At 50.4% G+C, this 14,649-nt stretch carries 13 protein-coding genes; 9 read left to right on the top strand and 4 right to left on the bottom strand.

Features of this window, described 5'->3' with window-relative positions:
* Window positions 1–62 precede the first annotated feature (62 nt).
* The 3 genes from exaC (at window position 63) to B0F88_RS08665 (ending at window position 4,743) form a co-directional block, all read left to right on the top strand.
* Complete coding sequence (gene exaC, locus B0F88_RS08675; RefSeq protein ID WP_104423554.1) at window positions 63–1,583, top strand: acetaldehyde dehydrogenase ExaC; 1,521 nt, start codon at window positions 63–65, stop codon at window positions 1,581–1,583.
* A 338-nt stretch (window positions 1,584–1,921) separates the two neighbouring features.
* Entirely contained in the window at window positions 1,922–3,064 is a 1,143-nt protein-coding gene (locus tag B0F88_RS08670) for a PilT/PilU family type 4a pilus ATPase (protein WP_104423553.1), read from the top strand.
* A gap of 251 nt (window positions 3,065–3,315) precedes the next feature.
* On the top strand, window positions 3,316–4,743 hold the full coding sequence (locus tag B0F88_RS08665; protein ID WP_104423552.1) for a PilT/PilU family type 4a pilus ATPase: 1,428 nt from the start codon (window positions 3,316–3,318) through the stop codon (window positions 4,741–4,743).
* A gap of 240 nt (window positions 4,744–4,983) precedes the next feature.
* Here B0F88_RS08665 and B0F88_RS19905 read toward each other — a convergent pair whose 3' ends face one another.
* The 3 genes from B0F88_RS19905 to B0F88_RS08650 all read right to left on the bottom strand — a co-directional run bounded on the left by B0F88_RS19905 (window position 4,984) and on the right by B0F88_RS08650 (window position 7,472).
* Window positions 4,984–5,610, bottom strand: coding sequence for an HNH endonuclease (locus tag B0F88_RS19905; protein ID WP_181049863.1), 627 nt, complete (start codon window positions 5,608–5,610; stop codon window positions 4,984–4,986).
* A gap of 92 nt (window positions 5,611–5,702) precedes the next feature.
* Window positions 5,703–6,566 carry a hypothetical protein gene (locus B0F88_RS08655; protein ID WP_104423551.1) on the bottom strand — a complete coding sequence of 288 codons (864 nt, stop codon included), beginning with the start codon at window positions 6,564–6,566 and terminating at the stop codon, window positions 5,703–5,705.
* Window positions 6,567–6,716: 150 nt separating this feature from the next.
* A complete protein-coding gene (locus B0F88_RS08650; protein WP_104423550.1) occupies window positions 6,717–7,472 on the bottom strand; it encodes a glycoside hydrolase family 75 protein in 756 nt (251 codons plus the stop codon).
* A 310-nt stretch (window positions 7,473–7,782) separates the two neighbouring features.
* On the opposite strand from B0F88_RS08650, the gene B0F88_RS08645 reads away from it, so the two are divergent.
* The 6 genes from B0F88_RS08645 to B0F88_RS08620 all read left to right on the top strand — a co-directional run bounded on the left by B0F88_RS08645 (window position 7,783) and on the right by B0F88_RS08620 (window position 13,689).
* Entirely contained in the window at window positions 7,783–8,829 is a 1,047-nt protein-coding gene (locus tag B0F88_RS08645; protein ID WP_104423549.1) for a tRNA (5-methylaminomethyl-2-thiouridylate)-methyltransferase, read from the top strand.
* The gene (locus B0F88_RS08640; RefSeq protein WP_104423548.1) at window positions 8,826–9,059 is read left to right on the top strand and encodes a sulfurtransferase TusA family protein; all 234 of its coding nucleotides are present in this window, start codon (window positions 8,826–8,828) and stop codon (window positions 9,057–9,059) included. The genes B0F88_RS08645 and B0F88_RS08640 overlap by 4 nt, the downstream gene beginning before the upstream one ends.
* A gap of 205 nt (window positions 9,060–9,264) precedes the next feature.
* Window positions 9,265–10,401 (top strand): cation diffusion facilitator family transporter, encoded by a 1,137-nt coding sequence (locus tag B0F88_RS08635; RefSeq protein WP_104423547.1) that lies wholly within the window; start codon window positions 9,265–9,267, stop codon window positions 10,399–10,401.
* Between the two features lie 38 nt (window positions 10,402–10,439).
* Complete coding sequence (locus B0F88_RS19340) at window positions 10,440–11,207, top strand: nucleotidyltransferase domain-containing protein (protein WP_181049862.1); 768 nt, start codon at window positions 10,440–10,442, stop codon at window positions 11,205–11,207.
* A 3-nt stretch (window positions 11,208–11,210) separates the two neighbouring features.
* Window positions 11,211–12,425 (top strand): bifunctional glutamate N-acetyltransferase/amino-acid acetyltransferase ArgJ, encoded by a 1,215-nt coding sequence (gene argJ / locus B0F88_RS08625; protein ID WP_104423546.1) that lies wholly within the window; start codon window positions 11,211–11,213, stop codon window positions 12,423–12,425.
* 325 nt (window positions 12,426–12,750) lie between these two features.
* Window positions 12,751–13,689 (top strand): Nudix family hydrolase, encoded by a 939-nt coding sequence (locus B0F88_RS08620; RefSeq protein ID WP_104423545.1) that lies wholly within the window; start codon window positions 12,751–12,753, stop codon window positions 13,687–13,689.
* 117 nt (window positions 13,690–13,806) lie between these two features.
* On the opposite strand, the gene B0F88_RS08615 is transcribed toward B0F88_RS08620, so the two are convergent.
* Window positions 13,807–14,469, bottom strand: a complete 663-nt coding sequence (locus tag B0F88_RS08615; protein WP_258076606.1) for an FRG domain-containing protein — start codon at window positions 14,467–14,469, stop codon at window positions 13,807–13,809.
* Window positions 14,470–14,649 lie beyond the last annotated feature (180 nt).

Here is a 14,649-nt window from a genome sequence, read left to right as displayed (position 1 = left end):
TTTACGTTGCTTATGATGATAGAATTCGCCACTCTCAACTTATCCATATTTAGGTGAAAGCAATGCTTTATACAGCTCCAAATCAGCCAGGCAGTAAAGTTGACTTTAAATCCCGCTATCAAAATTTTATCGGCGGCCAGTGGGTCGCTCCGGTCAAAGGCCAGTATTTCGAAAATTCGAGTCCGGTTAACGGCAAGGTTTTTTGCGAAGTACCCCGCTCCAGCGCGGAAGATATTGAGCTGGCGCTGGACGCCGCCCATGCCGCCAAAGACGCCTGGGGAACGGCCTCCGTCACCGAGCGGTCAAACAGGCTGTTAAAAATAGCCGACCGGATTGAAGCGAATCTTGAAGCATTGGCCGTTGCCGAAACCTGGGATAACGGCAAAGCGGTGCGGGAAACGCTGGCGGCTGACATACCGCTGTGCGCCGATCATTTTCGCTACTTTGCCGGGTGCATTCGCGCACAGGAAGGTTCTATCGGCGAAATCGACCAAAATACCGTCGCTTACCATTTTCATGAGCCGCTGGGTGTGGTCGGACAGATTATTCCGTGGAATTTCCCGTTGCTGATGGCTTGCTGGAAATTAGCCCCCGCCTTGGCCGCAGGAAACTGTGTGGTCTTGAAACCGGCGGAACAAACCCCTGCGTCTATTTTGGTGCTGATGGAGTTGATCGGCGATTTATTGCCCGCAGGCGTGGTTAATATCGTCAACGGCTATGGCGCGGAAGCAGGGCAGGCATTAGCGACCAGTACACGGATTGCCAAAATAGCCTTTACCGGATCAACCCCCGTCGGCGCGCATATTCTAAAGTGCGCCGCCGAAAATATCATTCCGTCAACCGTTGAGTTGGGCGGAAAATCGCCGAACATCTTTTTTGAGGATGTATTAAATCAGGAAGATGATTTTGTCAGCAAATGCGTCGAGGGCGCGGTGCTGGCGTTTTTCAACCAGGGTGAAGTCTGCACCTGTCCATCCCGCTTGTTGGTGCAGGAGTCCATCTACGATGAATTCATCGCTAAGGTCATTGCGCGCGTCAAGCAGATTAAACGCGGCAACCCGTTAGACAGCGAAACGATGGTAGGCGCGCAAGCCTCTAAACAACAATTTGACAAGATTCTGAGTTATCTGCAAATCGGTAAGGACGAAGGCGCTGAAGTTTTAATCGGCGGCAAGGCTGAATCTTTAGGCGGCGGTTTCTCCGAAGGCTACTATATCGAACCGACGATCATGAAAGGCGGCAATAAGATGCGCATTTTCCAGGAAGAAATTTTCGGCCCCGTCATATCGGTCACCACGTTTAAGGATGAAGCCGAAGCGCTGGAGATTGCCAACGACACTCAGTTCGGTCTGGGCGCGGGTGTCTGGACTCGCGATATGAATCGTTCATATCGTATGGGCCGTGGCATTCAGGCCGGCCGGGTATGGGTTAATTGCTACCACCATTATCCGGCGCACGCGGCTTTCGGCGGTTATAAAAAATCAGGCGTGGGCCGTGAAACCCACAAGATGATGCTGAATCATTATCAGCAAACCAAAAACATGCTGGTCAGCTACGATATTAATCCATTGGGGTTTTTCTAGGGAAGTGTCGATTTAGTCCTTCGACGGGCTCAGGACGAACGGTAACGTATTGATTCCGTTCGTGGTGAGCCCGTCGAACCATGAACGGAAGCATTTTATTCAGCGCTTCCCTAAAAAATCAGCGACATATTAGCGCCGGAACGATGGGTTCCGGGGCTTTCCCCTCTCATTATAGATCGGCGGCGAAGCCGTCATGGCATTGCCTCCTGCCCAGTCCGCAGCTCGATTACCTGAGATGCGTTTTTTTAGGCATCCTGAATAATTAAAATTATAATCAAGCGCGTGTTATCTGATTCCGGGTAAAACCACATACCGCTAACCAATACAGGGGGAAATCAATGGAAAGAAAAGAAGCGATGGACTTTATGATTAAGTTGCTCAAGCTTATGCTACATAAAGAAGGGTCCGATTTATTTATTACCGCCGGTTTTCCACCTGCAATAAAAATCAAAGGCAAGCTGACGCCGGTTTCGCAGCAGGCGTTATCGGCCAATGACGCCAAGGCCCTGACGCAGTGCATCATGAATGACAAGCAGCTCAAGGAATTTGAAGAAACACAAGAATGCAACTTCGCGATTGCGCCTGCCGGGCTGTCCCGGTTCCGGGTTAACGCCTATGTCCAGCAAGGCTGCCAGGGCTTGGTCGTCCGGGTCATCGCCGCAGAAATACCCAATTTCGATAAACTGGGTCTGCCGCCGATCTTAAAAGACGTGATGATGAACCAAAACGGCCTGGTTATCATGGTCGGCGGCACCGGTTCAGGTAAATCAACGTCTATGGCGGCAATGATCGATTATCGCAATGCGAACAGTTACGGCCATATCATCACGCTGGAAGATCCGATTGAATACGTGCATAGCCATAAAAACTGCGTGATCATGCAAAGGGAAGTCGGCGTCGATACCAAAAGCTGGGAAGCGGGGCTGCACAACACCTTGCGCCAGGCTCCCGATGTGATTGTGCTGGGCGAAATTCGCGACGAAGAGATTATGAATTACGGCCTGGAATTTTCCCAGACCGGTCATCTGGCGTTGGCTACCTTGCACGCGAACAACGCCAACCAGGCCATCGACCGGATTTTGGGTTTCTTTCCGATGGCGAAGCAGGCGAAATTGATGCAGGACATCTCGGTCAATTTGCGCGCGATTATTTCCCAGCGTCTGGTCAAAACTGTTGACGGTGGGCGTTGCGCGGCTATCGAGATTTTATTGAATACCCCGCTGATTTCCGATTATATCGCCAAAGGCGAGGCTTCCAGCATCAAGCCGCTGATGGCCAAATCCCGCGAACTGGGGATGCAGACCTTTGACCAAGCCTTACTGGAACTTTATCAGGCCGGAAAAATAGATTATGACGAAGCCTTAAGAAATGCCGATTCCCAAAATGAGTTGCGCTTGCAGATCAAACTGGCGTCCGGCGAGGACAGGTCGATGGGCGGGCTTTCGCTGCAATCGAAAGAGGACGGCGGCGACGAAGAGTAGGATTGCCGCTGTGGTAAAGCGACTTGATTAGCAAAAAGGTAGGCTTCATAGGAGCACGTCATACCGGCAGGGATTGCCGGTATCCAGACTACATGGATGTAAGCAACGTAAGCCGCCTCGTTCCGGCATCCGTTAAAGTGTCGATGAATCCCTGCCGGAACGATGACCGGGTAGTGATGACTCATCAGATAAAGCTCCGCAAATCGATATAGGCAGATTTCTAACCCCATCACACAAAACCAGATACCGATATGACCCTGACACCTTATTTAAAACTAATGCTGGAAAAAAACGCCGATAGCTTGTCTTTAAAGGCGGGCTCACCGGCGCTGTTGGGCTTGGCCGGGGAGGAATATCCCCTGGGTAAAAACGAGTTAAGCCCGAATATCATCAGAGAAATCACCTTCAGCCTGATTAACGACGCCCAGAAGCAGGAATTAGTCCAAAACAAAGCGCTTGATTTTAAATGCGCCGCGCCTGACGGGGAGAAATTCAGGGTTAGCGCCAAGGTCGAGGATAACGGCTTGGTATTGTTGATCGTCCCCGATTCAGCGCAGGCAAAAACCGATGAGCCGGAGCCTGTCAGCTATCAAATTTTGGGCGCAACGCCGGAAGACGATTTAAACATCCTGCCGTATCTGGCGGCAATGGCTAAACTGAACGCTTCGGATTTGTTTTTAACGGTCGATTCGCCGGTCAAAGCCAAAATTTACGGCAAGGTCGTGGCGCTGGACGATTTCCTGCTGACGCCCGAGCTGACCCAGTCCGGCGCATTCGGGATTATGACCCAGGAACAAATCGACGAGTTTTTAGCCAAGCGGGACCTGGACTTTGCTATCACACTGCCGGACGGCAGCGCGCGTTTTCGCGCCAATGCCTTTTACCAGCGCAAAACCGTCGGTTTGGTGATGCGCCTGATTCCATCGGTCATTCCGACCGGCAAGGATTTAGGCACGCCGGATATTTTGATGGAACTGATCATGGCCAAACGGGGGCTGCTGTTGATGGTCGGCGGCACCGGATCGGGAAAGTCGACCACGCTGGCGGCCATGATTAACCACCGCAACGCCAATTCAGCCGGTCATATTCTGACCATCGAAGACCCGGTCGAATTCTCGCACCCGAACCTGATGTCCATCGTCAACCAGCGCGAAGTCGGCGTGGATACGGATTCCTATGCCAGAGCGCTGAAAGCTTGCTTGCGGGAAGCGCCCGATGTTATCTTGATCGGCGAGATCCGGGACCGTGAAACCATGTCGGCCGCGCTGGAACTGGCCAATACCGGCCACTTGTGCATATCGACCATGCACTCTAACAACGCGAACCAGGCCATGGAGCGGGTAGTCAACATGTTCCCCCATGATTATCATGCCCAGTTGTTTATGGATCTTGCCACCAATTTAAACGCCGTTATTTCCCAGCGCCTGATTCCCGACACGGCGGGGAAGCGCTGCGCGGCCATCGAGGTGATGATCAACACCCCTCATATCGCGAGCCTGATTTTGAAAGGGGAATTGAATGAAATCAAATCGGCAATGGCGTCGAGCGGCAGCAAAGGCATGCGAACATTCGACGACGCTTTGTACGGGCTTTATAAAGAAGGACTGATCAGTCTGGAAGAGGCGCTGAAAAATGCCGATTCCAGTAACGATCTGGAGGCTAAGATCAATTTCGGTTGATAAAGCAATGGAACACGGATGCCAAAAGTAGGCGCCTCTAGGCGACACGGATTGAACGGGTTTACGCGGATGGTTGTAGGGCGATTTCAAAATTAGTGGTAAGAGCCAGACAAGATCATCCCGGTCACGTCAGATTGTCGGCGCGAATCCACCTTGCAGCTTTTCGTAAGGCGGGTAGAGCAACGCTAAACTCAGATTTAATGCGAACAACGCTGGGTTTCATTGCATTTAACGTGGAGTTCAGGGGCGACCGCGCGATGCGGATTGGTTGGAAGCACACCGCTTGCCGGGCGTCCCCTGCAACGTAGGGTTAGAACCTTTTGTAAGTTTCGCTATTTCTTCAAGCGGGAGTGGAGGATTTGACGTATGCGCAACTCTGTGGCATGTCGGACACAGGCAAACAAGATCATTGACCGATGTCACTCGCTCGCGACTATTTGCCAATGGAACTAGGTGATGACATTCGACAATGCTTCTTCCGTTTACGCGCAAAGAAAATCCACACGCCCTGCACGTATAGTTATCTCTTTCTTTGCATTGCAGAACAATAGCTCCGTTGCGGTGATGTGCGAGGTATTTTCGCTCTCTCGCATAGCCCTCAATAGCATCCTCAGCGTCCGTGTTTTGCCAATTCGCTCCCTTAATGCCTCCATATTGATAGGAGTCACTGTGACTTAAGGGGCATTCTGGATTCCTTTGGACATGCTCAAAGTGAGCGCTGGTATGCCCGCCGCCTGAGTGGGCTTTTACCCTTTCCCCGCAATGAACGCACAAGAACAGAGGCGAATCTCCCCTGTCTCTAATTTCGATAGCTTCTGCGATCCCAATTGCAGAGCCATTCCAAAGACATGTGACTGATGTAGGCATGGTGTGATGACCTGAGAGCTCTAGCGTTTAAATTCATTGGCCTGCGCGGCTTTTCGCGCAGGTCCGGTGAAATGATGGGTTGGGCGTCACTGTCACTCCTTCTTAGAGCCGATTGGCGGGAACACCGGCTTGGTTTCTATTGATGTCGTAAATTCAGGGGTGGAGTAGATATATCGAAGCTCGATGCCCTGTTTTTGAAACAAAAGCAGCGCCCCTTCAGAACTTGCAATTACTGTAGCCATACCAGTGAAGTCTTTTGTCATTGTCATCTGCGGCTCTTGATCTCGTAACAAACTTGCGCGCATGCCCCCCATGAAAAACGCCACGAGAATAAGAGCTGCCGTGATTGTTACAAACGCAGCTGATGCCGCACGTCCTGAGCGCGCGGGACGCTTTTTGATTTTTCTGGAAAAGGTGCTTGGACTTGGTTGAAGAAAGAATCCAGATCGGACAAGCCCGGACAGGAGGACTAATACTATTGACGTGAATAGCCCAACACCTGAAATCCAAGTAATCGTAAATTCCACGTATATCCCCAACATCAGTAGAAGAAACAAAAATGCTTGAATAGCAATCCAAATGTGTCCTTCCCACTTGATGGTCTGGGTATGCGATCGGACGAAGCGGCGCTGATGTGTCCAATCCATTTTTCGGCTGAATCCGCGTTCCAGCCGATCGGTTAAGGCGAGAAATGGAAGGACAACGAGCTGCAACATCGAAGTAAATACCCGCGCAAAAACCGCGCAAAAAAACATATAAAACAGAAATGTAGCGGTCACTCCTTTGGCGAGCGACATTCCGGCTACTGCCACGATCTGGAGTGGAACTTTCATCAAAAAGCCAGCGTAGTGCGCTAGCGATAGAGAAATGATTGCTAGGACGGCCCCGAGCACCGATGCTTTGTGATGCCACACCTCATAGAACCAGGTGCGGCCCGGCGGGAATGTGAATTGCATGCGAGGAATATTCCTATGACGCCCAACGTTACGGTAAGGGGCGCGCCGCTCTCTGGGCTTGAGCGAAGCCGCCGAACCTTGATAAAAGACTGGACTTCAAAACCGCCAACGGGCGGCGCGTCCCTTTGACCGACTTGTTAGCCAATGCTGTTACTCGGCAGATGCTGTTAGCTTTTGCCAAGACGTTTCACCAATGGAATTAATATGCTCAATGATATTTTGTGGAGTTAAACCCAGCATAAGTTCTTTGTGTGTTCCAGGAAAGATAAAATACTGGACGTTTTTATCAATGCCAACGTTGCGGAGTTTTACGCAGTCGCCTTTGGAATCTCTAGCCTTACAAACCGTATGACCGAGTAGTTCATGAAGCTGTATTGAGCCTTCACCTAATTTACACTTAGGCCCTTGATCCGCAACAACAGCAAATACACGTTTTTGACCATAGACAACCGCAGCTACATCACCAATTGTAACTCCCAACTCGTTATCAAAACCGCCCAAAGGAATAACTATAAAAGGAACGCGGTCAGCATTAATGCTAGGCTTGCCTGAAAGAGGATAGCGTAACGACGTTTCAGGTTGATCTGTTTGCCCAGGTGTATTTTTTGAGTATGGCGACCCATCCGCGTCAAGTCCCATTTTTGCGTCATAAAAAATGGTGTCGTTTTTCAATTTTAGTATTGTTGTGTTGTGATTCTGGTCACTGCTGCAACCATATTTTAATTTTTTTCCATCACACATATTTTTCATATCGCATTCAGTAAAACGCGAATGAAATTGTTGCCCAACTGCCGTTCCGTCGAAGCTCACCCCACCAAGCGCACTACTTTGAGGTGGTGTGTATTTTTCTTCGGCAAGTGAGTAGCCGCACAGAAACAACATTACAACAAATGCTTGGATACGCATAACTTCTCCTTAATAGCTAACGTAATATATACGACATCAGTGTGATGTGTCGTATAATCATGCTTAATTAAAGCTATCTTGTTGTTTTTACTTGGCTAGAGTATAGGTCAAGGCGACATATCATGCAAACAAATACGACATCGATACCCTCCCAAAAAATTACTCGACCCAGCCATGTAGGGTACGCTGTGCATACCATTGAGCGCCGAAAACTACGCAAAGCGTACCTACGAAGCCGGAACATGGAATTGAAAGCCAAATTGGAAGATAAGCCGGTATAATAGGCAAATTTTCCCAATTTTTGAGTGATATGAGTAAACAAAGAAAAGCAGTGGCGTTAATTTCCGGCGGACTGGATTCGATGCTGGCTGCGAAAACCATCATGGAGCAGGGCGTCCATGTCGAAGGCATCAACTTCTTTACCGGTTTTTGCGTGGAAGGCCACACCCATGCTATCCGGGCCAATGACAAGGCCAAGCCTAAACGCAACAATTCCCTCTGGGTCGCCGAACAGCTGGGCATGAAGCTGCATATCGTCGACGTGATCGAAGAATACAAAGATGTCCTGATCAACCCGAAACACGGCTACGGCGCGCACATGAATCCTTGCCTGGACTGCAAGATTTTCATGGTCAACAAGGCCAAGCAGTGGATCGTGGAAAACGATTTCGACTTCATCATAACCGGCGAAGTGATCGGCCAACGGCCGATGTCGCAACGCAAGGATACGATGCCGATCATATCGAGAGAATCAGGCGCCGATGACCGCTTACTGCGGCCTTTGTGCGCGAAGAATTTGCCGCTCACCCTGCCGGAACGGGAAGGTTGGGTCGATCGGGAGAAGCTGTATGATTTTACCGGGCGCTCGCGCAAGCCGCAGATGGCGATGGCCCGGCAGTTTGGTTTTGACGACTACGCCCAGCCTGCGGGCGGCTGCTGTTTCCTGACCGATGCCAACTATTCGGCCAAACTGGTCGATTTATGGAAAGCGCGCGACGGCGACAAACAATACGACCTGGACGATGTGATGCTGCTGAAAGTCGGCAGGCACATCAGGCCGGGACAAAACTTTAAGGTTATTGTCGCCAGGGAGGAAGGCGAAGGCCGCTTCATGCAGGGCTACAAAAAAGAATTCATCACGATGAATTGCACCAGCCATGCAGGGCCATTGGTGCTGGTGGACGGTTCGCCTTCGGCCGAGGATTTGTTCCTGGCGGCCAGAATTACCGCCCGCTACGGCCAGGGGCGCAATGCCGAGCAAGTCGATGTGAGCATCACCGATAAAGCGGGTTCCGAACGGGTTATTCAGGTCAAGCCGTTCGGCACAGAAGAGATTCCGCAAGAATGGTATATATGAATAGAGAAACTTTAAACGCCCGCCGCCTGTTGTGCCCGTTACCGGTCATCCGCACTCAGGATAAAGTCAAGCAGCTTAAATCAGGCGACCAGTTGGAGGTTATCTGCACCGATCCGGGCGTCATGCAGGACATCCCGGCCTGGTGCCGGATCAACGGGCATAAGGTGCTGGAAACCCGTTCGGGCGATCATGAATACATTATTATTTTGGAAGTGGGCGGTAATGGCTGAGGTTTTAGACAATACCTCATTCCTACCCGCTACGGTTCCTGTTCCCAGGCGCTGCGTCACTGCTATTAAGTTAATGACAGCGTATTTCCAACGGCTGGAGTGCAAGGCTGGCCTTGCAATATGGCGCGGTTAGTACAAGGCAAGCCTTGTACTCCATTTGAACTTAACTTAATGGCAGCGCTTGGAAACGAGGATTTATAGAATAATGGCCGAAGCCTTAGACGCCGCAAAAACGGATAAATTAAAAGCCAGAGCCAGCTATGTCGGCGCGGCGATTAATGTTGTCCAGACGCTGATCAAAATCGGTTTCGGCATCCTCGGGCAGTCTGCGGCCCTGATTGCCGACGGCATTCATTCGCTTTCGGACTTGCTCAGCGATCTGCTGGTGATTATTGCGGTTAGGTTAGGCAGCCGCGAGGCCGATCATGATCATCCCTACGGCCACCGCCGCTTTGAAACCATCGCGACGGTCATTCTGGGCGGGAGCTTAATTGCGATCGGCGGCGCGATCGTCTGGTCGGTCATGGAGCGTATGGCGGATCCCGAGCACCTGCCTGTACCTAACGTTTTGTCAATGGCTGTTGCGGCTGTTTCAATCCTGATCAACGAATGGCTGTACCAATATACCAAGCGCATCGCCAAAAAGACCCGCTCCAAATTGCTGCTGGCCAATGCCTGGCATCAGCGTAGCGATGCCGTTTCATCGCTAGTGGTCTTGTTCGGCATAGGCGCGGTGATGATGGGCTATCCGTTGGCAGACGGGATTGCCGCCGTAGTGGTTGCGTTGATGGTGGCTAAAATCGGTTTGAACTTGGTGTTTGAAAGCATCAAGGAACTGGTCGACACCTCATTGCCGCCCGCATTGGTCGCCGAGATCAGGACCGCCATTCATGCGATTGATGGCGTCGAAGGCATCCATTTACTGCGCACCCGGCAAATGGGCGAGGATGCGCTGATCGATGCGCACATCGTCGTCGATCCCCGCATTACCGTTTCGGAAGGCCACATGATCGGCGACATCGTCAGGGATGATTTGATCCGGCGTTTTGACGACGTGATGGACGTGTTGGTGCATGTCGACCCCGAAGATGACGAAAGTTTGCAGGAGCAATCCAGACCGCTGTCCCGAGGGGAAGTGCAGCGATTGCTGGATATTTATCTGGTGGAATTTAAGACGGCTATAGAGGATTTCAGAATCCATTACCTGGACGGCCAGATTGAAGTGGAAGTGATTTTGCCTTTTGCGCTCAGCGAGCAGCTGGAGGCGATAAAAAAACAATGCAAACTGATGTGCGTGGAAGTTAAAAAAATCGATAATGTGTTTGTGTTTTTTAAAGTTTGATCCGTTAAAAGCCAGTTTTGCAGGATAGGTTATAAATAATGCGATTAACCCTATTTGAGATAACCGCTATACAACACAGTGCCCAAAACATATTCGGCGATACAGTAAAGGTATATCTTTTTGGCAGCAGAGTAGATGACAATAAAAAAGGCGGGGATATAGATTTATATCTTGTACCTGATAATAAAGATAATTTGTATGAGAAAAAGATCAAGTTTTTAAGCGCATTAGACATGGCTTTAGGCGAGCAAAAAATAGATGTTGTTATCGCCAAAGACAAAACCCGGCCCATAGAAAAAGAAGCGATTGAAAAAGGCATAGAATTGAACTTAGAGAACTTAAAAATCGAGAAGATTTTCAAAGAATGCACTAAGCATTTGCAACGGATAAACGAAGCCTATAGCGATATGTCGGCATTTATGCCGCTTACTGCGACTAAATATGAAAATTTATCCAAAGATCAAGTGCAAGCGATAGATCAGTATTTGTTTAGGTTTTCAAAGCTCCAGGATAGTATGGGTGAAAAGCTTTTTAGGGTATTAGTGGGGCGGTTTGAAGGCAATGCCGATAAATTATCGTTTTTGGATGTTATTAAAAAAATGGAAAAATATATCGATATAGATATTGTCAATGAATGGCAGGATTTGAGAAATATACGAAATCAGTTGTCTCATGAATATGAGGATGACGCCATTGAAATGGCCAATAGTATTAATTTAATTTATGCAAAAAAAGAAGTTATTGAAGGCATTTATTTAGCGATAAAAGACAAGTGTTATATAACCACTCAGTTTAACGAGGCTTAACTTATGGCAGTAGGACAGTGCAGTTTTCCGATTATGCACCCGGTAGCAGGCATAACGCTGGGTACAGCGAACGCAGGCATCAAGCAAACCGTCAGGGATGATATTCTGGTGATACAAATGCCGGAGCATTCGACCTGTGCGGCGGTGTTTACCCAGAACGCCTTTTGCGCGGCACCTGTGCATGTCGCGAAAGCGAATCTGGCGCATAGTCCGCGCTGGTTACTGATCAATTCCGGCAACGCCAACGCCGGCACCGGCGAGCAGGGCATGCAGGATGCGTTGGCGACCTGCGCCGATCTGGCCGCAGTGGTCGACGGTGCGGCAACCCAGGTGTTGCCTTTTTCGACCGGCGTCATCGGCCAATCGCTGCCGGTCAACAAAATCAAAGCCGCTTTACGGGAAGCCGTCAGCAACCTTGGTGCCGCCAACTGGGACAAGGCTGCCCAGGCGATCATGACCACCGATACCTTCCCGAAAGGCGTATCCAAGGTCATCGAAATCGACGGACAAACCATCACTATCAACGGCATTTCCAAAGGCGCGGGCATGATCCAGCCGAATATGGCGACCATGCTGGGCTTTATGGCGACCGATGCAAAAATCGAGCAAACCCTGTTGCAGAACTGCCTGGCGCTGGCCGTCGAGCAATCGTTCAACCGCATCACCGTCGATGGCGACACCTCGACCAATGACGCTTGCGTGTTGATGGCGAGCGGCTGCTCGCTGGCTCCTGAAATCAAACAGGACAGCGAGCATTATCAAATCTTTGCCGACGCCGTGATGACCGTTTGCAAACAACTGGCGGAAGCCATCGTTAGGGACGGCGAGGGCGCAACCAAGCTGATGCGCATCGTGGTCGAGCAGGCCTTGACCGATGAAGAAGCGGTGCGCGTCGGCAAAACCATCGCCCATTCGCCGTTGGTGAAAACCGCCTTTTTCGCCAGCGACCCGAACTGGGGGCGGATACTGGCGGCGGTCGGCCGCGCAGGCGTCGAAAACATGGTGCTGGAAGACGTGCAGCTGTATCTGGATGACGTCTGCATCGTCAGAAACGGAGGTAGGGCTGGCGACTACACCGAGGAAGCCGGGCAGCGGGTGATGAATCAGGAAGAGATCACCGTGACCGTCAAACTGGGTCGCGGGAGTGCAGTACAGGAAGTCTTAACCTGCGACTTTTCGTATGATTACGTGAAAATCAATGCGGAATATAGGACTTAAAAGCAGGTGAAAGGCGCAAGGTACAAGGCGAAAGATTTTATCGTTCCCACGCTCCGGCGCCCGTCGATATACACAGGTATTTTAAAGCACGTCATCCCGGCAGGGATTGCCGGGATCCAGATGCCATGGATGGCGATACTGAAACAGCAACAATATCAAGAATTCACATCCCTGTGCTCTGGATTCCGGCACAAATCCGTCAGGAACGGATTTGCATTTATCCGAAGGACTTCGGGCAGGACAGCCCGAAGTGAATCCCTGCCGGAATGACGGTGTACCCCAGACACTTGTGTATTACGATGATCGCTCCAGCGTCCAGTAAAATATGAACCCACTCCAAGTCGCCGTAGGCGTAGTCAAAAACCCGGAAGGAAAAATCCTGATTTCCCTGCGCCATGCCGATTTGCACCAAGGCGGCCTGTGGGAATTCCCCGGCGGCAAGATTGAAGAATTTGAGACAGCCGAACAAGCACTGGCCCGCGAACTCAAGGAAGAGATCAACATCACCGTGACCACGGCAATCCCGCTGATTACCATCAAGCACCAGTATCCCGACCGGCTCGTACAGCTAAACGTTTTCTTGGTCGAGCAGTTTTCAGGCGAGGCCAAAAGCTTGGAAGGCCAGCTGTTTAAATGGGTAACACCGGCTGAACTGGAACACTACGCATTTCCCGCCGCCAACCGGCCCATCATCACCGCCGCCCGATTGCCGCATCATTACGCGATTCTGGATGACGCAGATGAAGCCTTGTTGCTGACTAACCTGCAAGAAATATTGAACCGGGGCGTCAAGCTGATCCAGGCCAGATTGAAAACCCTGCCGCCAGTCTCCGTCACAAAGTTTATTGAGCAGGCTTACCCGCTATGCCAACAGCAACAGGCCGTGTTGTTAATGAATTCAGCCGTTGAATGTCCAGCCGAAGTAGACGGCGTCCACCTAACCAGCAACCACTTAATGGCCCTTCGATCTAGTTCAGGACAAGCCTTGACCAAGCGACCCAAATGGCTCGCCGCATCGTGCCACAATCTTGAACAACTGCTACATGCGCAAAACATAGGCGTTGATTTTGTCGTGCTGGCTCCTGTGCTCGCAACCCAAACCCATCCGGGCGCGGCATCGTTAGGCTGGGAGCAATTTGCCGATCTGGTCGCCAAGATCAACCTGCCTGTTTACGCCCTGGGCGGCATGACCGAATCCAATCTGACGACAGCGAGGCAAAGTGGAGGCCAAGGGATAGCGGCGATCAGGGCTTTTTTGGATTGAGTGCTGTAGGGTTGGTATGGGGTAGTGCCGTAGGATGTGGTGAGCAGTAGCGAACCGCATCAATCGCGAACGGTGGGCTTGCAAGCTCGGCCCATCCTATGGCACTAATACTATTGATTACCACCTGTTGTTATAGAACTCATATTTGTTATGGCTATTTGCCTGTCCGAAACCGTCTAAATCAGGGAATAGCGTCAGATGACGTATGTCGAAAGCCTCTTGTAGAATCTCAATGCATTTTGTTTTTAGTGTGGAAGGAATAGCGAATATATAGGTAGCCCCCTTATCCCTTGGGAGGGCTAAGCTACCCCATTTATCTTTCTTAACTTCGCTATACAAGAATTGTGAGTGCTGGGCCGCAATGCGTTTAGTAATTGACGGCGGCTCCCAAGTAAGTGGGTGCGGTACCCCCTTTAGGCCTTTAATCACCTCTTGGTATTTGCGGCGATCAGTTTCACCTTCATAGCCACCCAAATGATTGGTGTGTACGCCAATAAGAGCCCCAGTTTTATTAGGTTCCGAAACGCAGCAAAACCAGAGAGCTACCAACACACTCTTACTTGTATCGATTAATCTGGTTGCTGCACCATGGTGTTGAAGGCGAGCGAGCAACTCCATGTCTGACAACTCTCTACCATCCAAAAACCTATAGCCATTATGGGTGGCTTGTTCAAGCAGGCGCTGTTCATATGAAGCTAATTTCCCTTCGCTAGGCGATGAGATTCTTCGGTAAGCAGAACTATGAATTGGCCAATCAAGATCACCTTGTCCCCGCCACATTCTGGTAGTGAAGCTACCGTTACTTAGTCACTCCTGAAAAACCCTCTATCCAATTGAAATATTTAATTAATATCTATTTTTAAGCCCATCTTTTCGACCGGAAATGCTAAAATATGCCCCTGTTTTCCGGTCGAAAGGGTGAAAAATGTTGATTACTTCCAGTACAGGTCATCAGACCAA

This window comes from Methylobacter tundripaludum (assembly GCF_002934365.1).
Classification (GTDB): domain Bacteria; phylum Pseudomonadota; class Gammaproteobacteria; order Methylococcales; family Methylomonadaceae; genus Methylobacter_A; species Methylobacter_A tundripaludum_A.
The sequence above is the reverse complement of the archived record's forward strand: the minus strand, read 5'-3'. Positions and strand labels throughout refer to the sequence as shown.

Excerpts from the sequence above, each read along its gene's own strand:
- B0F88_RS08655 (WP_104423551.1), bottom strand. The coding sequence starts at position 6,566 with ATGCAATTCACATTCCCGCCGGGCCGCACCTGGTTCTATGAGGTGTGG.
- B0F88_RS08620 (WP_104423545.1), top strand. The coding sequence starts at position 12,751 with ATGAACCCACTCCAAGTCGCCGTAGGCGTAGTCAAAAACCCGGAAGGA.
- B0F88_RS08665 (WP_104423552.1), top strand. The coding sequence starts at position 3,316 with ATGACCCTGACACCTTATTTAAAACTAATGCTGGAAAAAAACGCCGAT.
- B0F88_RS08650 (WP_104423550.1), bottom strand. The coding sequence starts at position 7,472 with ATGCGTATCCAAGCATTTGTTGTAATGTTGTTTCTGTGCGGCTACTCA.
- B0F88_RS08670 (WP_104423553.1), top strand. The coding sequence starts at position 1,922 with ATGGAAAGAAAAGAAGCGATGGACTTTATGATTAAGTTGCTCAAGCTT.
- B0F88_RS08635 (WP_104423547.1), top strand. The coding sequence starts at position 9,265 with ATGGCCGAAGCCTTAGACGCCGCAAAAACGGATAAATTAAAAGCCAGA.
- B0F88_RS19340 (WP_181049862.1), top strand. The coding sequence starts at position 10,440 with ATGCGATTAACCCTATTTGAGATAACCGCTATACAACACAGTGCCCAA.
- B0F88_RS08640 (WP_104423548.1), top strand. The coding sequence starts at position 8,826 with ATGAATAGAGAAACTTTAAACGCCCGCCGCCTGTTGTGCCCGTTACCG.
- B0F88_RS08645 (WP_104423549.1), top strand. The coding sequence starts at position 7,783 with ATGAGTAAACAAAGAAAAGCAGTGGCGTTAATTTCCGGCGGACTGGAT.
- argJ (WP_104423546.1), top strand. The coding sequence starts at position 11,211 with ATGGCAGTAGGACAGTGCAGTTTTCCGATTATGCACCCGGTAGCAGGC.
- exaC (WP_104423554.1), top strand. The coding sequence starts at position 63 with ATGCTTTATACAGCTCCAAATCAGCCAGGCAGTAAAGTTGACTTTAAA.
- B0F88_RS19905 (WP_181049863.1), bottom strand. The coding sequence starts at position 5,610 with ATGCCTACATCAGTCACATGTCTTTGGAATGGCTCTGCAATTGGGATC.
- B0F88_RS08615 (WP_258076606.1), bottom strand. The coding sequence starts at position 14,469 with ATGTGGCGGGGACAAGGTGATCTTGATTGGCCAATTCATAGTTCTGCT.